We start from the raw sequence: 20,238 nt of genomic DNA, 5'->3' as shown, positions 1-20,238 counted from the left end.
AGCATGGGGAGGAAACAATAGAGTGAGTAACTTTTTTGAGGAATCGGTAAAGAGATTGACAACGGAGGGGTTGTATTTACTACTTACGGATATTAAACAAAGGATTGGGGATGCTCTTTTATCTGAAAATCAATCCTATTTACAGCAACAACAGCAAAGAGCGGATATTGTCAAAAAGGAAATGGACAGCCGCGCTGCTGCCAGTAAAAATAAATAAATCGAAAGGAAGGCAACCATTTGAGACTAATTAAATTAGATTCTATAATAGAGAAAGATAAACTTATAATTGACATGGCAAAGCATGAAAATTTTGCTGTCATTGTTTCAAATGGGGAAGCAAAAATGACGCCGCTTCCTGAGCATGGAGAAACAAAAATTGTCACGAGTAAAGGAAAAGTAACCCGCGTTAAGTGGGATGAAGGCGAATTATTCAACTGAATAAGTCCAAGACGGAAAGCCTGCGGACACTGATCATTGTACAGATTTACTGTGCTCTGATTGGTGTCCGTTTTTTGTTTTTCGGAAGCGCCAGCAAAGAAATGCTGATATAAACGCATAAGGCTCAATCTGAGGGCTTTTCCCCACTTCTGGGGAAAAGGGGTTTGCGAAGGCTGAAACGAGCCGAGAGCGGCGTATTTAAGGGGAAATAACAGGAGGAAACATATGCAAGATTTAATCATTGAATATAAAAGCGCATTAAAAGATGTCAAAAAGATGTACCGGCAGTTATCGGCGGTTGCTGATAGTCTATTAACGGCTGAACAAAAAAGCGATAAAAAGATCATTGGCGGCATGATAAGCGACATTGAATATACAATCGAATGGCTGCAGAATGGGAGACAACCCGGTGCCCGCCGTGGTGCTGATCGTAGGGATGTATATAAAAGAACGATCCTATCTGATCCGCGTTTGATTGATGCGCTGCCGGAAGAGTATGCCATCATTCAGGAGCCTGATGGAGAGGTAAGCGATTGGGACAGGGAAAGAATAGAGGATGCCTTGTCTGTACTTACAGACCGAGAGAAAGACATTTTTATTATGCATGCTGTGCAAAATATGTCCTTTGAAGAAATAGCTGCTTTACTCAATATAAAAAAAGGAACCGTTCAGAAGAATATTGAACGATCCCGCTTGAAGATGAAAAATAGAGCAAATGACAGCCTTTTTTGTTTAACTTAAACAGGCTGTCTTTTTTTATGATGATCTTTTGTTCATGCCGAGCCGCTCACGTAATGCAAATTGAAGAAGCTGTGAAAAGTTTACGCCTTCTTTTTCCGCTGCCTCTGCAAGCCATTTTGGTACAGTAAGTGTCTTTTTCACCGCTTTGTTTTCCATTTCATCACGCACAATATCCGTCCAGGCGCTTATCATAACCACAAAACCAGTTGCCGGCACTTCAATATCGTTTGGGGCTGATGGGGAAGGGATATTGTCGCCGTCCTCTTCCATTCCGTATAAAAAGCCTTCAAGCGCATCTTTCGCCATGCTCATAGCATCTTCCACGTTCTCACCTTCTGAAATGCAGCCGGGTAGATCGGGGAATGTAATTGTATAGCCGTCGCTTCCGTCTTCTCCTGCATCAAAAATCGCCGGAAATAAATACTTTGCCATATATATAAAACCTCCTTACAAGGGGGCTATTTAAGCCCCGCCTGTTTAAGTATAGAATTTAGTGTGCCGGGTTTGAAGTCCTTTTTTGGATGTGGGACTGTTACCGTGCCCGGTTTGGCTGGGTGTTTGAAGTGGTGATGACTACCAACAACCCGCTTTAAATACCACCCATCTTTTGTAAGTATCTTTATGATATCTCTTGAAGACTTCATGTTTCCCTCCCTTCACATATATTATAACACGTATTATTTATACGTGTCGATACTTATTTTTGAAAAAAAGCATTTTTTGTCTTACGGTTGAGTCTAATTTATGAAAGGAACTTTTGTTCGACAAATTTCGCAAATGGTTCCATTGTCACTCTCTTTTGCCGATAATAAAGGGGTGAAGGAGGATTAAACAATGGATTTTAGAGACATGATGGCTGAAAAATATCTTAATGAAGAAAAAAAGGAATGTACTTTATATCATTACACTAACATATATGGACTAGAAGGGATTTTAGATAACAGGGAGTTTTGGGTATCACATTCTGATTTTTTGAATGATAAAACTGAATTAAAATATACTCTCGAGATCTGTGAGAGTTTATTACAGGATAAGTTGAAATATAATGAGTTAAAAGATAAAATACTTGATAAATTTGATACTGTATTAAAACTTATGAATGATCACTTAATTTATATATTGTCCCTCTCAAATAATGGGGATTCAAATTTATTATGGTCAAATTATTCAAATAATGATGGATACAATATTGCTTTCAGTTTTCGGGCCATAATTGATGATTTTGAGTTTAATCAAAGTTATAGTGATTATTATTTATATCATTCAAGTGTTATTTATGAAAAAGAGCATCAAATTAAAGCAATTTCTGAAGTAATTGATTATTTTATTGAGTTAGCTGAAAAGGACATTCTTTTTGATAGAATCAATGATGATTACATAGTTGGCGTTGCTGATATAATAAGGACCATTCAGTTGTTTTCTATATTTTTTAAAGATAATTGTTTCAGTCAGGAAGAAGAGTATAGAATTGCGATCGTTCCATATTTGAGTAAGAAAATTCAATATGATTGTAGAATTTCAAATGGAACATTCATACCTTTTATTAAACTTGGTTTTCATAAAAATCGTGTGAAAGGGATAACAATAGGACCTAAAAATAATATGGATATAACTCTGGAAGGTCTAGTTCAATTTCTAAACCTGCATGAATACAACCATATTTCGAAAGACTCTATAAGGTATTCATGTATTCCTTATAGATATTAAGCACCTTATTAAGGTGCTTTTTTATATTCTCTGTAAACTGTTTCCGGTAAATCGTTCGACAAATTTCGTAAACTGTTCCTTTGTCAGTATCATTCACCGATAATAATCTGGGAGGTGAATGACATAGACATTATTTCATGGATTCCAGAAAATCTTAGACCAGCCACTTTAACTGCAACTACCACATTATTAGGTGCATTTGTGGGAGCGTGTGTTGCTCAGTTTTTTTCACACCGTCTGACATTAAAAAGAGAAAGAAAGAATAGTGAAAGAGTAGTTTATAATGAATTGTTTGCTCCAATTTTATTGGAAATATATATGTATTATGACTATCAAACAGCTTTTAGAAAAGACCATTTTAAAGGTGAAGTAATACAAATATGGGAGAAAGAGAATCAATTGGAGAAAATAAATGATCATATAGGAAATAATCTTAAATTTGCTTCTCCAAAGATTATAAGAGCATACAACGCTGTATTGAGATATGAAGTTATGGAGGATATAGCTGGTATTGGTAAAGATCAAGAACAATTAGCTCTTATAGAAGAATTATTGAATGAATTATTGAGAATTGCACCATTTGATAACGAATCTAAAAAAGAACTTTCTAAATATAGGACATATTATTTTCTATTTAGAATGTTAACAAATTATTTTCATAGTATCGAAGATGCTAAAACGATTTTGACGAATGATTTTTATTTCCAAAACAGCAAATTATCAAGTAACAGAATATATAAAAGACTTTTATCAAATACGAATCTGAGATACAAAAAGAGATATGTACAAACCTTGTTCAGATACAAGAACGAGGAGGATTATTTTATAAAAGTTCTAGCACGAAAAAAGGATCGTAAACCACTTCAAATAATAATGAAGAGGGTGCAAGGAGAGAAATGAAGGAGCAAGAGGATTACCCGTTCCAGGGGAATCGTTAGACAAATTTCGCCAATGGTTTTTTGTTAGAATCTCTTGCCAATTTAAGAAGTTAATTTGTAGGAGGACTCAAGTGATAATCTTAAAGAAAATAATTTCTATCTTATGGGCTGGTATAAAAAAGTTTTTTGAATTTTTGTTTATACCATCTCGGAATTATTCAGTTAAATATGCTCAATATCTTTTATGGGAATTTGCAATAGGAATAGGTTTAGCTATTATATTTAAACAAAACAGAGAACTAATAATACAATATACAGTATTTTTGTTCATGAATTTATTAATATTTTCATGTTTATTTTGGCTCCTTACTTTTTTGTATAAATGGCGATATAGAAAAAGCAGGGCTTTTGAAAGAGATCTAAAATATGAAGGATTTTTACATGATTGTTCTGATATAAATGACGTTATATCAGAAGTTGATAATCTCAAAGAATCAATTAATGATTGGGCTGGAACCGACAAGCACACAGCCTTACAAAAAGTTAAAACATTAAGAATATATTATAAGTCTAGTACTACCAAAAAAGCAGAAGATTTTTTAACTAACACATCCATTGGAGTGATTTTAGGGTTAATATCGGGTTTAATTCTGAAACCAGAGGTAATGGATACTATAAAAAGTATATATGGGGATACATTCAACCTTATTAGTAATGCTATTATTAATTACATTAACGCAATAACTCTACTCATCATAGGTCTGATGATAGCAAGTAAGATATTAATAGAAACTCACAGATTGACGAGATCTGCCCAACTGTACGAGGAAGTACTGGAAAGTGTGGTGACAGAACTTGAAGAAAAAATAAAAAATGAAAATAGTCTTGGCGCCTAAACTGGCGCTGAGGCTATTCACTTTAAGTTGGGCATCTATCTTAGATGCTTTTTTATATTCTCTGTAAACTGAATCCGGTAAATCTCAGGGAGAACTATTGGCGGTTAACGGTCTGAGTACGGGGGCAGTTTAGAAAGAATATGATTGGAGGGATTACATGAAAACAATTAGTCAAGCCTTTGAGGAATTAGGAAAGAATGTGAGGTGTGCGGCTGAAAGGATGCCAACACCCAAGCCGCTATCCACAGAAGGTTTTATTATGTTGAGTGAAGGAGATAGAGCATGGAAACAATTTATGCGCACCCATTTGAGACGTCATGGTTTATTGCGCTCACGTTCTTCTGTTTATCGTGTGTAGTCTGTTCGGGTAAATCGGAAAAGGAATAAGCATGGCAAGGCAACGTGACGAATTAGACAAAATCTATAATACGGCACGCTGGAAGCGAGTGAGGAAAGTCGTTCTGATAAGGGACGGCTATTTGTGCTGTGAGTGCCGTCGTCGTGGATTGATAACAGAAGCAAATACGGTTCACCATATCATCGCATTAAGGGATGATCCAAGCCGGGCGTTTGATCTTGATAATCTTGAAACGATCTGTTTAGAGTGCCACAACAGGGAGCATCCAGAACGTAGTGGCGGGGAGAAGAAGAAAAAACGAAGCGAAAATGTTTTCAAATTCTACGGGAACAACGAAATAAGTTAAAAAAACGCTGAAACATACCCCCCTACCCTTTAAACATGGGGCAATGCGCTTTTCAAACAACGGTGTGGCCCTTCCTATACAATAAATTCGATTTTGAAGATTTTTCGCCCCGGAAAAACAAAGGAGAGCATCCCGGCCGAAGCCTTGATGCTCTTAGGTTTATCGTATATCGGGGGCCGCAATTTGTAAAGGGTAAAAATGAATTTTTTTCGAAAGAGGGTGATAACAGTGGCTATGCCTGCAAAAAGTGCCAAACTCACATTATTAGACGGCAATAAAAGCCGCTATACGAAAGCAGAATTAGAAAAACGTGTTGAAAATGAAGAGAAAATGAAAATGAGGGCCGATAATATCGAGCCGCCTTCCTGGTTGTCTGCAACTGCTAAAAAGGAATTTAAACGGCTGACCGAGCTTCTTTTAGAAGTGGAATTGATCAATGAGGCCGATATCACACATTTAGCCTTTTATTGTGACGCGTATTCTCAATACATTTCATTTGAAAGGCAAATTAAAAAATATGGGTTGTGGGTTGATGGGAAGCCCAACCCTTTTATTATGCGTAAAAAAGATATGGCAGCGCAACTGCGGGCGTATGGTTCAGATTTAGGCTTGTCGCCGGCAGCTCGTGCAAAATTAGCAATTAACTTAGAGAGCGGGGAAGAAGATGAAGAAGATGACTTCTAAACCCTTGCTTGACATGAGTTACTCGGAGCTTACCAAGTGGTGGGCTGATTATCAAGCGGAACAACAATCATGGGGCGGCATCCTTGTGCAGCCTTATCCTGAATTACTGACAACATGGTACGCAGAACAGCTGATAGATGGATCAATCCCGGCATCAAAGGAAAATATCTTAGCTGCTAAACGACATATGAGAGATTTAGAGCGGCAGGGCACAGATGATTTTCCTTGGATTTTTGATGAAGAGAAAGGGCACCGTCCTATCAGGTTTATTGAAAAGAAATGTAAACCCTCTAAAGGTGATCACGATCAACTTATCATGCAGCCGTGGCAGCATTTTGTCATCGGCTCCATTTTTGGATGGGTTCATAAAGATACAGGAATCCGAAAGTATCGTGAGGCCCTAGATTTTGTTGGCCGGAAAAATGGAAAAACAACGATTATTTCCGGGATTTCTAATTATATGTTGGGCTTTGACGGAGAGCGCGGGGCCAATGTTTACGTATTGGCTAACTCTCAAAAACAATCATCTATCTTGTTCAATGAATCCAAGGCTATGATTGAGAATTCGCCCTATTTAAACAAACGCTTTAAGGCATTGAGAAGTGAAATTCGTTATGAAAATATGAAATGCACAATGCAAGCCATGTCAGCGGAAAAAAATAATAAAGACGGGGAAAACTTGCATTTTGCTGTATTTGATGAAATTCACGAATACATTGATTATTTATTAATCAACGTAATGAAGAAGTCGAGGGGCATGCGGAAGCAGCCATTAATTATTTATATTACGACAGCCGGCTACGTTTTAGATGGGCCATTGATGAATTTTTTTGAGGCGGGGAAAGAATGCCTTGAAAACCTCGAAGATGATTTAGACGAACGGACTTTTTATTATCTTGCGAAGCTGGACAAGCCGGAAGAGGCGGACGATCCGCGGATGTGGATAAAAGCAAACCCAAACATTGGCCTTATGGACTTTGTAAACCTTGTGACAGACTACAAGAAAGATAGGAAGAACCCGCAGGAGCTTGCCGACTGGTTAACAAAGCAATTTAATATTTTCAGTGATGTAGATGAATTGTCATTTGTTGATGTAGCAACGATCAATAAAAACAACAAGGAAATTGACGTTGATATGCTCAAAGGCCGGGAATGTGTCGGCGGTTATGACTTGTCCGAAACTGAGGATTTTACCAGCGCTTGTTTAGAATTTCCGCTTGATAACGGGGAGATATTTTTTCTGACTCATTCATGGATACCGGAGGCCCGATATAACCGGGACAATAATCAGCAGCGGTTGGATGAATGGAGGAAAAAAGGATATCTGACCATTATCCCGGAGGCTGAATACGTCAATTACGAGGTTGTTTTGGATTGGTTTATTGAAAAATCCAAGCTGTACAAGATAAAGAAAATTGGTTACGACAAGGCCAAAGCGTTATTTTTAAACGCGGCCCTTGAAGAACACGGATTCGAAACGGAAAAAGTAATCCAAGGCTTTAAAACGCTTGGCGGCCCAATGCAGAACTTTAAAGAGCTGATGCTAGACGGGAAAGTCATATTTAACAATAACAAGCTTTTCCGTTGGTATCTGAACAATGTAAGAATGGTTAAAGATCGTAACAATAACTGGATGCCTACGAAACAATCCAAGAACCGCAAAATTGACGGGGTGGCCGCAGCATTAACGGCCCATACGTTTGTAATTCCTATGTTAATCAAGCCGAAAAAGTCCGGGAAAGTGAAGTATTATTCCGTTGCCGATTTAAAAAGCATGTAGGGGGGTGAGGCTTTGGGATTAAAGGAGACTTTTAAACGTTTTTTTAACCGGGTTACGTTTCAAAAACCGGTTACGCATCACATGAGTTTCCAAGGTGACTATTTTAGCAGCGCTTCAGATATGAACGAAGCGATATTCAGTGCAGTAAGCCGATTGGGAAATACGTTTGCCAGTCTGCCGTTAAAATTATTTGATGACAATTTTCAGCAGCCATCTGATTGTGACGGCTTTAATTTGCTGAGGGATGGGCCACGATACTTTACCCGATTCGATTTTTTTAGAGATATTGAAACAATTCGGAATCTAAAGGGCAATGCCTTTGTGCAGCTATTCCGCGATATAAACGGACAAATTGTTGATATGGCCCTCGTAAAGCCGGGATGTTGTGAGCCAGTGCTTGATATAACGTCTGGTGAGTTGTATTACGCCGTTTCATCCGTTGATAATGCACCGAATCAACAAACAATGTATGTCCATTATAGTGAAATGCTCCATTTTAAACATGCGCGGTTCGGTCAAGTTATGGGAATGAACCCAATTGACTTGCTAAAGAACACGATTGATTATGATCACGAAGTACGAAAAATATCAATGAATCAATTAAACGGAACAAATGAAGGGCTTATCGTGAGGTTTGACGGAAGCTTAGATGAAAAACAAAAGGAAGCACATATCAAAGCGATAGCGGGATTCTATCGAGATAATGGCGGTTTGCTGGTCGAGGAAAGCGGAATCACAATTACACGGGTTGAGCGTCAAGTTGTAGACCCGAAATTAATTGATATTGATAAAGTGACAAGGTCGCGTGTTGCTATGGTATACAACGTGCCTGAACATTTTTTAGGTGATAATACATCCAGCTTTTCATCATTAGAGCAGCTTAATTTAGAATTTGTGACAAACAATCTGATGCCTACCCTCAAACAATATGAAGAAGAGCTGAACAAAAAGATTTTGACGCCGGATCAAAAGCGAAGAGGCTATCATTTTACTTTTGTTGTCAACTCACTGCTGCGCGGTGATACACAGACCCGACAAAATTACTATCAAGCGGCGGTCAGAAATTCGTGGATGAAAGCAAATGAGGTGCGAATAGAGGAAGGGTTGCCGCCCGATCCTGATGAAAACGCTAATAAGTTATGGATTAGCGGCGACCTGTACCCGATTGAAACGCCGGTGTCTGAACGTAAAGGGGGTGAAAGCAAAAATGAAAAAAAATCAGGCGAACAATAAATATTGGAGTATGAAGACATCCGGTGACAGCAGCGCGGATGTTTTTATTTTTGGCGAAGTGGTCACAAGCGGATATGAATGGGATGAAATAGATACCTCGGCCGCCTCATTTAAGCAGGATTTAGACCTTTTGGGAGATATGAGTGTTTTAAATGTACACATTAATTCGCCCGGTGGCTCTGTATTTGAAGGCGTGGCCATCTGCTCCATGCTCAAACAGCATAAAGCATTCGTTAACGTATATATTGATGGGTTAGCTGCTTCAATCGCAAGTGTCATCGCAATGGCGGGTGACGCTATTTTTATGCCCTCAAACGCTATGATGATGGTTCATAATCCGTGGACAATAGCGATGGGAAACGCAAATGAAATGAGAAAGCAGGCTGATGTCCTTGACAAAATTTCTGAGTCTATGAAAGCGTCCTATCTTGAAAAAGCGGGCGACAAATTGACAAAGGAAACACTGGATTCTTTGATGGATAACGAAACGTGGTTATCTGCTAGTGAAGCCGTTTCTTACGGTCTTGCTGATGAAATTACAGCATCGAACCAAGCAGCAGCTTGCGTTTCCTCTTCATTATTTTCTCGTTATCGAAATGTGCCGCACGCACTCAAAGAACCTGAATCTATAAATGAGAAACAACCAAAATTACTGAATAAGAAATTACAGATTCTTAAAGGAGAGTTTAACCGATGACATACGAAGAACTAAAAAATACTTGGATTAATGCGGGGCAGCAGGTTTCTGATGCACAACACAATTTACAGCTTGCACTTGTTGACGATGAAGTAACCGCGGAGGAAGTCGAGGGCTTAAAGGCGAAGCTACAGGCAGCTCAGGCGAAACGAGACATTGCAAAAGAACAAATGGAAGAAGTCGAAAAAGCGGCGGTTAAACAAGCGAGACAGGCCCCGTCTATTCCTTCCACGGCGACGGATGTAAAAGACCAATTTATAAAGGATTTTAAAGACCTATTGAGCGGCAGACCGAGCGCGGCCGTGACTACCAAACTAGATGAAAATGGGGAAGGTATTGGCTTGACGATCCCACAAGATATTCAAACTGCGGTCAATAAATTAAAACGTCAGTTTGACGCCTTGGAACAATACGTTAATGTGGTGCCGGTGACATCCCTTTCAGGAAGCCGAAACATTGAAAAATTGAGCGATGTAACACCATTTAAAAATATCGACAATGAAAACGACGAAATAAACGAGAATGACGATCCATCAACAAGCATTCTGCGGTACTTAATTCAGCGTTATGCGGGTATTTCAACAATTACCAACACGCTATTAAAAGAGTCGGCGGAACAAATTATTGCGTGGATTACGGATTGGTTGGCGAAAAAATCAACAGCAACGCGGAATGCGAAAATTATCCAAGTATTAAACAGCTTGCCTGATGCACAGAAAAAGACCGTCGCGAATGTGGATGATATCAAAGACGTTATGAACGTGAAACTTGATCCAGCTATCAAATTAACTTCATCTTTTATCACAAATCAAAGCGGCTTTAACGTTTTGGACAAGGTGAAAGATGCATTTGGCCGTTATTTGCTGCAGCCGAACCCGCAGAACCCGACAGAATTAATGTTGTTGAATAAGCCTATCAAGGTTATTTCTGACAAATATTTACCGAACGGTGGAACAGACAAAGCACCTATTTACCCTCTATTTGCAGGAGATTTAAAAGAGGCCGTGGTTTTATTTGACCGGGAGCAGCTTTCTATCATGATGACGAATGTGGGCGCCGGCGCTTTTGAAAAAGATCAAACCAAAATTCGCGCTATTGACCGGTTTGACGTGAAATTGTGGGACGAGGAAGCGGTTGTGTTTGCGAGCTTTAAAGGTATCGCCGACGAAACCCCAGCAACAACAGCAGGGTAAGGAGTGAGATAAATGGCAGTATCTCTGTCCGAGGTAAAAGCGGCGTTAAGGATTGACACTGACTTCGATGACAAATTGTTGGAAAAATATATAGATGCTGCAGCCGACACCCTTATTTCCGCTGTAGGGGATGAGGTGGAAGGCTTTTATGACGATAACCCTATTTTTGACGTGGCGGTTATGAGATTGGTGGATCATTATTATAAAAACCGGTCTGCTACCTCAAACGGCGTAGAGGTGCGTGATATCCCCTTTGGGATTACGCCCTCTATCATACAATTGAAAGGCAAGTATTTACGTCAATTGCAAAAACAAGAAGGAAGGTAAAAAACGGTGCCAATCGCGAAAACAGGCGACTTAAACGAGCGAATTACGTTTAATGTTCAAAAATCAACCAAAATAAACGGGGTGCCGAAAATGGGGCCGGTTGAGGTTGCTACGGTTTGGGCCGCGGTGTGGCGGCAACGCTTAAAAGACCGAATCAATAACCTGGGGGAAGGCATCGCCAACAAAATAACATTTGTTGTCCGTCAAAATCTGCCTTTTAAAATTACAAATGATATGACGATCTCCCATAAAGGAACAGAATACAAAATCGTAGACATTGAACCGGATACCGTTAACTACGAATGGAAAACCATCATTTGTGAGGCGATAACATGAGTGTGGAAATAGATATGTCCGGTTTAGATGCTCAACTCCGTAAAGTGGCTTACCGGACAAAAAGCGGAGGCGTAAAAGCGACATTGGCGGGCGCTATGATCGTCAAAGAAGCTTTAAAGGCAAATACCCCTTACGAGAATGAATCTGACCGGAAATGGAAAGCACAGCGGCAAATTGAGGCTAAAACAGGGGAATCCCATGAGTTTAAACATATGCGTGACGATATCGTTATTTCAAAGCCTGACGATCTGGGCGAGGTAACGGTTGGCTATGGAAAGGATACGGCTTGGCGTTCCCATTTTGTAAATGACGGGACAATTCATCAGCCGCCGCAGCATTTTGCGGAGAAAACCGTGGCAGAAACAAGGGAAACAGTAACGGCAACCATGCAGCGCGTCATTAACACGGAGGTTGCCGGTTTATGAGCTTATTGACTGAAGCTTATGACCTTCTCACTGCTCAGGACAATCCGTTAATGATTAATGAGGATTACGTTTTTATGCATACGGTTCCGGTTGTCCTCCCGGACGGCACGGGTTTAAAAGACGCAAAAAACGCCATTGTGAAAATAAGTCATATTCTCAACAAAAGGGCTAGATACGCAAGTAATTTCAGTCAGGAAATTCAAACGTCTGTACAAATACAAATCTGGTATGAGTATGACGACAGTTTGGCCGAGCAATACGACGACTTACTAAATGATTACTTTGAGTCAAACGGTTTTTATTCTTTCGAAAGTTACATATCCGTTGACCCGGATATTGAAAAGCTGTATTTAACCGCAAAATTCAAAAAAACAAGTATCAGTTAGTCACTGTCAGCCAGTGACTTTTTTCATACAAAAAAACAGGAAAAGGAATGATAATATATGGCGACTGTAGGTTTTGAATCCATTGTTATTACCGTCTTGGATGAAAACGAAAAAGCAACAGATAAAAAATACGTGTTGGACGGAAAGCAAGATAAAAACGGGGTGGTTGAGGCTAATATCACGGGGCTGGCACCGACTAAAACGAAAAACTACGCGTCAAATATGGCGATTGATGTTTCGGCAAAAGGCACCGGAGATGTGAAATGCGAGCTATCTGTTTATAATTTACCGGACGATTGCATGGCGGAAATTACCGGTATGAAAAAAGTAAACGGAATCTATCAGCTTGGAAAGGATACGCAGCCGCCATTTGTGTCTGTGGAATGCTTATCATCTGATATAAACGGAAATAAGCTCCATGTTGGTCTGTTAAAAGGAATGTTCGGTGCGCCGGATGCCGATCTAAAGACAAATGATGCAAACGTACAAACCGCGCAGGATAAAATTTCAGGGGAATTTATCGCTCGATCTTCTGATGGGCTGGTGTATGGTAAAGCAAACGAGGGGGATAAAGATTTTTCATTGGAAGCATGGGAAAAATTTATCCGTCCTTCTGACACGTCAGCAGCATAAAACCATACTTTGCGAGGCTGGAATTTCCGGCCTCTTTTTAATTCAAAAAATGAAACCGAAAAGGAGAAATGAACAATGTTAAGAATCGAGTTACTCAATGAAAAAGGCGAAAAAGTGGTATATGAACAGGATTTTGTATCTGGCCGTAAAGTACGTGAAGCGTTGGCATTGCAGGATGAAATGGATAAAAACGAAAATCTGTCAGAAGCGGAACGTTTAGATAAAATGGTCACGTTCGTCGCCAGTGTTTTCAGCGACAAAAAAGTAACGATGGATTCTATTTATGATGGAACGGATTCACGTAAACTTATGCGAACAATTGTGGGCATTATGGATATCATCATGGGAAACGAGGAAGAGGGCTTAAAGGAAGTGGCACTAAAAGCACAGGGATAACAGCAGCCGAGGCCCGAAGAGACATGAAAAAAATGTATCACAATCTGATTGCGGCCGGATGGTCGTTTCATGATATAGACGAAGCGGATTATTACGGCCTTTTAGATATGCTGTCAGAAGACGCGCATGTGATGACTGGTGAAGAATTCTTCAATTCTATTACGTAAGAAAGGAGGGAGAATATGGCCGAAGGTGTTGTTATTAAGGTTGGTTTGGATGGAACAAAAGTAACGCAAAGTTTAAAAGCCATCAAAAACACAGTTGCGGCATCTACCAGCCAATGGAAGGCTGAGTTTCAGATTTTCAAAAATGCCGGGGATCAATTAGGCATGCTTGGCGCAAAGTATGACGGATTAAGTCGGACGATCAAGATACAAGACGTTCAAGTGAAAAAGCTGACAGAATCATATAATAAGGCCGTTGAAAAGTACGGAAAGAATACTGAAGAGGCAATGCGTTTCGCTAATCAAATCAACAATACAACCCGGAGACAGGCGCTTTACCGTCAAGAATTGAAAGATACTGAGATCGCCATGAATGATCAAAAAAGAGGGACGAGCCTTGTACGGGAAAACCTGTCTTTATTAACGAGGGAAACAACGGCAGCGATCAATAAATTCAAAGCTCAGGGCAAAGCGTTGCGGGCTAATAAAGAAGAATACAAGGGCCTTGGAAGTCAGATTAAAGAACGTAACCAGCTTATTGATAAAGAAAAGCTGAAATTACAGGAATTAATTGAGAAAAAAGGCGCTGACAATTTAGCAACCAAAAAGCAACGCGCAGCCATCTTGGAGCTGGAAGCGGCGCAAGCATCTGCTATTAGCCGGTATAAAACACTCAATCGGCAAGTGGGCAGCTCTTCAAAGCTTAGTTTAGCGTTTCGCGACAATGTCAACAAATTAAGGGACTCTGTGAACCGGGCTAGCGATAAATTAACGAGTGCCGGCCATTCAATGACAACAGCCACATTTGGCATTGGAGGGGCATTTGTTTACGGAACAAAGCAGGCCGTAGAATTTGAACGGAAAATGACAGATATTAAATCTTTGTTGGAATCGGACGGAGAATCTACAAAAGAGGCCGGCGAGATTACAAAGGACATGGAAAAGCAAGCAACGGAACTCTCTGGAAAATACGGTATTTCCGTTCAAAAAATCGGTGATGCATACGAAACTATGATCCGTAAAGGCGATACAGGGCGGCAAGCCATTGCAGCGGTCGAAAAAATGATCAAAGCGTCTACGGCTGCGGGATCTGAATTTAAAGAAACGACCAAAGTTTCTATGAATGTCATGGAGCAGTTTTTTGATAAGTCAAAGTCAGCGGCAAAAACGGCCGAGAACACGACAAGAGTTACAAACGCCATGACTTACGCGGCGGATCATGGGTCTGCTAAATTCACGGAATTAGGTTACTCCATGAACTATGTGGGGGATTATGCTAAATCCGTCGGCTACTCAATGGAAGATATGGCGGCATATCTTGAAGTCATGTCACGGCGTGGTGTGGAAGGTACGTCCGCTGGTACTGGTTTACGTGGCGTTATGGCAAGCCTTGTTAAGCCGTCAAGACAGGCAGCTAATGCAATGCACGACATTGGCCTTAAAACAAGTGACTCACACGGAAACTTATTGAGGCTGTCCGATATTGTGGAGCAATTACGGGAAAAAACAAAAGGAATGGGAACCGAGGAAAAAGGAAACTTGCTTTCCCGCATGTTTGGCCGGACTTCCCTTCCTACCATTACCGCGTTAATGACGGAATCTGGCAAGCATTTAGATGATTTTTCCGCGAAAATCAAGAATGCTGAAAAGACAGATTATGCCGGGACTGTTACCAACCGCATGATGAAATCAGGGAAAAAGCAGCTTGATATTTTCAAGGAAACATCCAAAAACTTTGCCATGGAAGTATCAGCAACCCTGCTGCCGTCCGTGACATCACTTGTAAAGCATCTTAATAAATTACTTGTGAAATTTGAAAATCTTTCACCTGAAACAAAGAAAACAATTGGAACAGTTGCGGCCCTGACAGCAGTATTCGCGCCTCTTGCTATTGGTTTAGGGGCTGTATTTAAAGCTATCAGTATTACAACGTCGGGCCTCATGGGTTTAGGACGGGCTGTATCCTTTGTTGCAAAATCACCTTTTACCTTCTTGAAAAATGCAAGAATGGAAGGAACCAAGACAAACAAAGTCTTAAAAGGGATCGGCAAGGGGTTTAAATGGACTGGAAAACTGGCATGGGGCGGCGTAAAGAAGACTGGTTCAGCCATTAAATTATTTGGCAAGGGAATTGGAAAAGCCTTTAAATGGACGGGTAAGCTTGCTTGGAGCGGTGTAAAGAAAACTGGTGCACTTATTAAGGTGTTTGGAAAAGGAATCGGCAAGGCGTTTATGTGGACGGGCAGGTTGGCGTGGTCAGGTGTCAAGGCAGCGGGCCGGGGGATTAGTGCCTCTGGAAAGGCTATCGGAAAATCATTTAAATGGACAGCGCGTCTTGCTGCTTCCGGTATCAAAAAAACAATTATCGGTATCGGCGTAGCTTCAAAGGCAACAGCAAGAGGCATAAAAACAATGACAAAAGCGTCTTTATCCTTTGCGAAAACAGGGGGTATTTGGGTTGCTCAAAAAGTGAAAATACTTGCAGTGGCAACAGCTCAAAGAGTCGCGGCAGCGTCAACAAAAGCATGGGCGGTCGCTCAAAGAGTATTAAACGTTGCTTTAAAAGCAAATCCAATTGGGCTTGTTATTACGGCTATTGGCCTGCTTGTAGCTGCGGTTATCTATTCGTATAAACACTTTAAGGGATTCCGAAAAGTGGTTGACTCTGTTTGGTCGGGTGTGAAGAAAACTTTTTCTTCATCGGTTAAATACTGCAAAAAGCTTTTTTCCAATTTGTCCAAGCATTTCAGTGATACATGGGGAGATATAAAAGACGAATTTAAGAGTGCAACAAAATTAATCAAAAGTATCTTGAAAACATTTTCCGACTTTTTCCATGGTCGTTGGGATAAACTTTGGGACGATGTAAAATCCATTGTTAAAAATGGTGTGAAGCTTGTCAAATCACAATTTAAAGCCGGATTTAATTTCTTGAATAAAATAACCGGCGGAACACTCGGCAAGATGTGGAAAAAGGTTTCTAAAGTCGGCGGGGATATTATTTCTTTCTTTAAGAAACTGCCCGGAAAAATGGCTGACGGGATTAAAAGCGGAGCTAAAGCGCTTGGAAACGCCGGGATTTTTGTCGGGAACAAACTGATTGATGGCGTAGAAAGCGTGACAAACGGCGTCATTGGCGGTGTAAACTGGGTTCTTAAAAAGGTTGATATGCCAACAATCGACGACGTTAAAATGAAACACATTCCTTACTTCGCAAAAGGAACATGGCAGGGTGATCCGAACGCATTCGCCGGCGGGCTTGCTCATGTTGGGGATGGCGGAAAACATGAACTAATGCGTTTTCCCAATGGAGAAATGGCCTTATCTCCAAACACAGATACCATCGTAAACCTACCGCAAGGCACGTCAATTTTAGGCGGTGATAAAACCGAACAATTGATGAAAAGCGGGGCATTGCCGAAATTTTCAATTGGTACATGGCTTGGTTCTGCAAAAGACTTCATAAAAGGGGGCTGGAACAAACTTAAAGATATTGGATCAAATATCTATGATTATCTTTCCGATCCAATGAAACTATTAAATACGGTTGTTTCTAAATTCGCCGGCTCCGCACTTGGAAAGCTTGGCGGTTCCGTCCTTGATATGGGAAAAGGCATTATTAAAAAGATTATTAGCGGCGTGAAAGACAAACTGACTGATTTTGCATCCGGCGGCGTTGATACTGGCGATGTGAAGGTTTCCGGCTCCCTGAAATCATGGGTCAAAAAAGGAATGAAAATCGCAGGCGTAAGCGGCGCTGCATGGGAAAAAGGTTTAGAGACAATAGCCATACACGAATCCGGCGGCACGGCCGGTTCCCATGTGAACAAATGGGATTCAAACTGGCGTGCAGGTCATCCGTCAGCCGGGCTAATGCAGATGATTGAAACAACGTTTGCATCCCATGCGAAGGCTGGTCATAAACAATGGTTGAACCCAATAGACCAAGTTGCGGCAGCAATCGGATATATTAAATCAAGGTATCACGGGATCGCGAATGTACCGGGCATTAAGGCGCTTGCACACGGCCGTAAATATGTCGGATATGCCACCGGGACAGATCATCATAACGGCGGGCCTGCGGTGTTGGGAGACGGCGGGCAGCGCGAACCATATTTGACACCGCAGGGAAGGTTCGGTGTAAGCCCGAACGTGCCGACTCTTTTCGCGAATCTACCAAAAGGCACAAAAGTATGGCCGTCAATCAAGGCGTTTAAAGAGCAAGTGGGGCATTTTGCAAAAGGCACAAATGAGGTATGGGTTGATGGCTATTACCGTAGCAATGGAACATATGTAAAAGGATATTGGCGGAAAAAATCTCAAAGTCATTCGACTAAATCCGGTTCCTCAAAGAAAACAAAAACAAGAACCATTATTAAGTATGTGACACGGCCAGCAGCCAACAGTAAAACAATGAGTAAGGAAGCGAGCAAACGAAAGGCGGCTGCAGCGGCGAAGAGAAAAGCGGCTGAACTCAGCAAGAAAATATCAGACAGCATTTCAACGATCATTACAGATTACAGGGCCGGAAAAATTTCAGCCAAAACCGAAAGGGCACGACTGGAAGCCATTCAAAAGAATCATAAATTAACCGCGACACAGCGTAACCGTATTGTTGCCGCAATTGGTGCGTCAAGCAAAGCCATTGCAAAGCAAATCAGCTCCTACAATAACGCAATAGGCAGCGCAATTAATAAATTTGACAGCACAATGAAAACAATCAGAACAACATATAACAATGCGGTGGCAGATGCGAAAAAAACGTATCAATCGGCTGTTAATGAAAATAGAAATACGGCTTATACGTCTTTTTCTATGTTTGATAAGGCAGAACAATCGAAAGTGTCCGGGGTGGGCCTGCTGCGGAATCTTAAATCGCAAAATTCTCTCTATAAAAAATTCACATCGAATATAAAGAAATTGCAGCGGCGCGGCGCATCTAAAAAGATGATTAATGAACTGCTGCAGCAAGGGCCTTCCGCAAATGCAGATGTAGAGGCATTATTGAGCTTGTCCGCCAGTGACTGGAAGTCTTACAAAGTGGCTTACTCAGAAAAGGCGAAGACAGCAAATGCTTTGGGTGATCTCACAACCTCATACGGAGATGCGAAAACTGATCTTAACAAGGCCCTAAAAACAGCAAAGGCCAAGTATCAATCAAGCGTGAATGATGCCGTAAATACGTTGGGAAATGCCATGAAATCAGCCAACAAAAAATACAAAAGCACTGGTGTAACACTCAGCGGCCATTTTGTTAGCGGGATTGTAAACGGGTTGAAAAAGAGTCAAAAAGATGTGTCATCTGCAGCCGAGAAAATCGCTCATAACATCGAAAATTCGATCCGAAAGAGATTAGATATTCATTCGCCTTCCCGTGTTGCTGTGCGGCTTATGGGGTTCTTTGGTGATGGTCTTGTAAATGGTCTGACTGGCAGCATCACCAATGTTTCACGGGCGGCCCTTCATGTCTCGGATTCAATAACAAAGAATATTATCCCGATTGATGGAACAGCAGCCGTAGAAAACCTACAGGCGGTAGCAGCGGCCGCAGCCCGAAAAACGCAACAAAGTAATCAAGCGAGCGGCAAAAATGACGAGCTATTAACAAAATTGTTATTGGCCCAGGAAAGAACCAACCAATTGTTAGCTCAACTCTTGATCGGGCAGGGGGCCAATCAAAACAATGGAGCTGCAGACTTAAAAACAATCGCTAACCTGCTTAATGGAATCAATGGCAACGCGTTAGGGTTGAATACATTCATGCAAGGGGGTAAACCGTGAGCATCCTACAAGACTTAATCATAAATAAAAATGGTGTGGAACAGGCATTATCAAAAACGGTTAACATGCGTGGGCTGCAGTTTTTGGATATGACCGTTTCGGCCCCATCCATTACACCGTCCTATCTTACAAATCCCGGCCTTGATGGTCAAATTGAGTCGGGATCGGCCGTATACGGAGCCAGAACAGTAAGTGTTAACTTCTTATTCAAAGGGAAAGATTTACATGACTTTGAATTGGGCTGCCGGGCTATTCATGCTTTCCTTTTCAGTCGGGAGGCTTTCTATATAAGGAGTACGCTTATGCCTGCCATGCGTTACAAAGTAAGAGCGAAGCCGTACGAAACCACACGCCTTAGCTTAACAGATATGACGTTTACCGTGGAATTTGACTTGCCTTCCGGTTTCCGGGAGGCTTTTCAAACAACGCAGGAAGCGGACTTTTCAAACGATGCTGCAGCGTGGCCTATTGGAATGAATATACCTTTAGATCAACCATTATTTTATACATTTAAGACGAATTCGTTTTCTGTTTACAATGCCTCGGAAATTGTCATAAATCCGTTGAAACACCATTTGTTAGATATCATATTGACTTGCACTGGCACGCCGACCATTACGAATAAGACAACCGGCGATGTTTTTAAGCTCAATAAAAAAATGGCTGCCTCTGACACACTTTTATTAAACGGGTGTTATCCGTTTTTAAACGGCAACAGATGCGGACGGGACACAAATCACGGTGTCATTACATTGGCCGAGGGATGGAATGATTTTGTGCTCACAGGATGCGAAAACCCGGTAATCTCATTTAATACGAGATTCCTGTATTTATAGGTG

24 protein-coding genes are annotated in these 20,238 nt (G+C 41.0%); 22 read left to right on the top strand and 2 right to left on the bottom strand.

Features of this window, described 5'->3' with window-relative positions; translation table 11 throughout:
- The first annotated feature begins 22 nt into the window (after nt 1-22).
- From AXI59_RS14665 to AXI59_RS14655, 3 genes are all read left to right on the top strand, one after another.
- Nucleotides 23-217: a hypothetical protein gene (locus AXI59_RS14665; RefSeq protein ID WP_061522969.1), complete on the top strand. Its 195-nt coding sequence runs from the start codon at nt 23-25 to the stop codon at nt 215-217.
- A 20-nt stretch (nt 218-237) separates the two neighbouring features.
- The gene (locus AXI59_RS14660) at nt 238-438 is read left to right on the top strand and encodes an XtrA/YqaO family protein (protein ID WP_032867702.1); all 201 of its coding nucleotides are present in this window, start codon (nt 238-240) and stop codon (nt 436-438) included.
- A gap of 225 nt (nt 439-663) precedes the next feature.
- Nucleotides 664-1,179: a sigma-70 family RNA polymerase sigma factor gene (locus tag AXI59_RS14655; protein WP_061522968.1), complete on the top strand. Its 516-nt coding sequence runs from the start codon at nt 664-666 to the stop codon at nt 1,177-1,179.
- A gap of 15 nt (nt 1,180-1,194) precedes the next feature.
- Here the strand turns inward: AXI59_RS14655 and AXI59_RS14650 are convergent, their stop codons facing one another.
- Together AXI59_RS14650 and AXI59_RS14645 are read right to left on the bottom strand one after the other, a co-directional pair.
- Nucleotides 1,195-1,611, bottom strand: a complete 417-nt coding sequence (locus AXI59_RS14650) for a type II toxin-antitoxin system HicB family antitoxin (RefSeq protein ID WP_061522967.1) — start codon at nt 1,609-1,611, stop codon at nt 1,195-1,197.
- 26 nt (nt 1,612-1,637) lie between these two features.
- Nucleotides 1,638-1,823 carry a type II toxin-antitoxin system HicA family toxin gene (locus AXI59_RS14645; protein ID WP_061522966.1) on the bottom strand — a complete coding sequence of 62 codons (186 nt, stop codon included), beginning with the start codon at nt 1,821-1,823 and terminating at the stop codon, nt 1,638-1,640.
- Between the two features lie 190 nt (nt 1,824-2,013).
- On the opposite strand from AXI59_RS14645, the gene AXI59_RS14640 reads away from it, so the two are divergent.
- From AXI59_RS14640 to AXI59_RS14555, 19 genes are all read left to right on the top strand, one after another.
- The gene (locus AXI59_RS14640) at nt 2,014-2,886 is read left to right on the top strand and encodes a DUF2971 domain-containing protein (protein WP_061522965.1); all 873 of its coding nucleotides are present in this window, start codon (nt 2,014-2,016) and stop codon (nt 2,884-2,886) included.
- A gap of 114 nt (nt 2,887-3,000) precedes the next feature.
- On the top strand, nt 3,001-3,786 hold the full coding sequence (locus AXI59_RS14635) for a hypothetical protein (protein WP_156476293.1): 786 nt from the start codon (nt 3,001-3,003) through the stop codon (nt 3,784-3,786).
- A 109-nt stretch (nt 3,787-3,895) separates the two neighbouring features.
- Complete coding sequence (locus AXI59_RS14630; protein ID WP_061522963.1) at nt 3,896-4,660, top strand: hypothetical protein; 765 nt, start codon at nt 3,896-3,898, stop codon at nt 4,658-4,660.
- A gap of 157 nt (nt 4,661-4,817) precedes the next feature.
- A complete protein-coding gene (locus AXI59_RS14625; protein WP_061522962.1) occupies nt 4,818-5,018 on the top strand; it encodes a hypothetical protein in 201 nt (66 codons plus the stop codon).
- Between the two features lie 31 nt (nt 5,019-5,049).
- On the top strand, nt 5,050-5,364 hold the full coding sequence (locus AXI59_RS14620) for an HNH endonuclease (RefSeq protein ID WP_058906235.1): 315 nt from the start codon (nt 5,050-5,052) through the stop codon (nt 5,362-5,364).
- 234 nt (nt 5,365-5,598) lie between these two features.
- Entirely contained in the window at nt 5,599-6,048 is a 450-nt protein-coding gene (locus tag AXI59_RS14615) for a phage terminase small subunit P27 family (protein WP_061523006.1), read from the top strand.
- The gene (locus tag AXI59_RS14610; protein ID WP_061523007.1) at nt 6,038-7,828 is read left to right on the top strand and encodes a terminase large subunit; all 1,791 of its coding nucleotides are present in this window, start codon (nt 6,038-6,040) and stop codon (nt 7,826-7,828) included. The genes AXI59_RS14615 and AXI59_RS14610 overlap by 11 nt, the downstream gene beginning before the upstream one ends.
- A gap of 12 nt (nt 7,829-7,840) precedes the next feature.
- Nucleotides 7,841-9,061 (top strand): phage portal protein, encoded by a 1,221-nt coding sequence (locus AXI59_RS14605; RefSeq protein ID WP_061522961.1) that lies wholly within the window; start codon nt 7,841-7,843, stop codon nt 9,059-9,061.
- Nucleotides 9,036-9,758, top strand: a complete 723-nt coding sequence (locus tag AXI59_RS14600; protein WP_061522960.1) for a head maturation protease, ClpP-related — start codon at nt 9,036-9,038, stop codon at nt 9,756-9,758. The genes AXI59_RS14605 and AXI59_RS14600 overlap by 26 nt, the downstream gene beginning before the upstream one ends.
- Complete coding sequence (locus AXI59_RS14595; protein ID WP_061522959.1) at nt 9,755-10,951, top strand: phage major capsid protein; 1,197 nt, start codon at nt 9,755-9,757, stop codon at nt 10,949-10,951. Before AXI59_RS14600 ends, AXI59_RS14595 begins: the two co-directional genes overlap by 4 nt.
- Before the next feature lie 12 nt (nt 10,952-10,963).
- Nucleotides 10,964-11,278 carry a head-tail connector protein gene (locus tag AXI59_RS14590; RefSeq protein WP_061522958.1) on the top strand — a complete coding sequence of 105 codons (315 nt, stop codon included), beginning with the start codon at nt 10,964-10,966 and terminating at the stop codon, nt 11,276-11,278.
- 6 nt (nt 11,279-11,284) lie between these two features.
- Nucleotides 11,285-11,614, top strand: coding sequence for a phage head closure protein (locus tag AXI59_RS14585; protein WP_061522957.1), 330 nt, complete (start codon nt 11,285-11,287; stop codon nt 11,612-11,614).
- On the top strand, nt 11,611-12,039 hold the full coding sequence (locus tag AXI59_RS14580; protein WP_061522956.1) for an HK97-gp10 family putative phage morphogenesis protein: 429 nt from the start codon (nt 11,611-11,613) through the stop codon (nt 12,037-12,039). Before AXI59_RS14585 ends, AXI59_RS14580 begins: the two co-directional genes overlap by 4 nt.
- The gene (locus tag AXI59_RS14575) at nt 12,036-12,425 is read left to right on the top strand and encodes a hypothetical protein (protein ID WP_061522955.1); all 390 of its coding nucleotides are present in this window, start codon (nt 12,036-12,038) and stop codon (nt 12,423-12,425) included. Before AXI59_RS14580 ends, AXI59_RS14575 begins: the two co-directional genes overlap by 4 nt.
- Nucleotides 12,426-12,482: 57 nt before the next feature.
- The gene (locus tag AXI59_RS14570; RefSeq protein WP_061522954.1) at nt 12,483-13,058 is read left to right on the top strand and encodes a major tail protein; all 576 of its coding nucleotides are present in this window, start codon (nt 12,483-12,485) and stop codon (nt 13,056-13,058) included.
- Between the two features lie 75 nt (nt 13,059-13,133).
- Nucleotides 13,134-13,454, top strand: coding sequence for a phage tail assembly chaperone G (gene gpG / locus AXI59_RS14565; protein ID WP_061522953.1), 321 nt, complete (start codon nt 13,134-13,136; stop codon nt 13,452-13,454).
- Nucleotides 13,455-13,486: 32 nt separating this feature from the next.
- Nucleotides 13,487-13,621 carry a hypothetical protein gene (locus AXI59_RS20665; RefSeq protein WP_269448773.1) on the top strand — a complete coding sequence of 45 codons (135 nt, stop codon included), beginning with the start codon at nt 13,487-13,489 and terminating at the stop codon, nt 13,619-13,621.
- Between the two features lie 15 nt (nt 13,622-13,636).
- Nucleotides 13,637-19,399: a phage tail tape measure protein gene (locus AXI59_RS14560; protein ID WP_061522952.1), complete on the top strand. Its 5,763-nt coding sequence runs from the start codon at nt 13,637-13,639 to the stop codon at nt 19,397-19,399.
- Nucleotides 19,396-20,235 (top strand): phage tail domain-containing protein, encoded by an 840-nt coding sequence (locus tag AXI59_RS14555; protein WP_061522951.1) that lies wholly within the window; start codon nt 19,396-19,398, stop codon nt 20,233-20,235. Before AXI59_RS14560 ends, AXI59_RS14555 begins: the two co-directional genes overlap by 4 nt.
- The last annotated feature ends 3 nt before the right edge of the window (nt 20,236-20,238 follow it).

This window comes from Bacillus nakamurai, assembly GCF_001584325.1.
GTDB lineage: Bacteria > Bacillota > Bacilli > Bacillales > Bacillaceae > Bacillus > Bacillus nakamurai.
The sequence above is the reverse complement of the archived record's forward strand: the minus strand, read 5'-3'. Positions and strand labels throughout refer to the sequence as shown.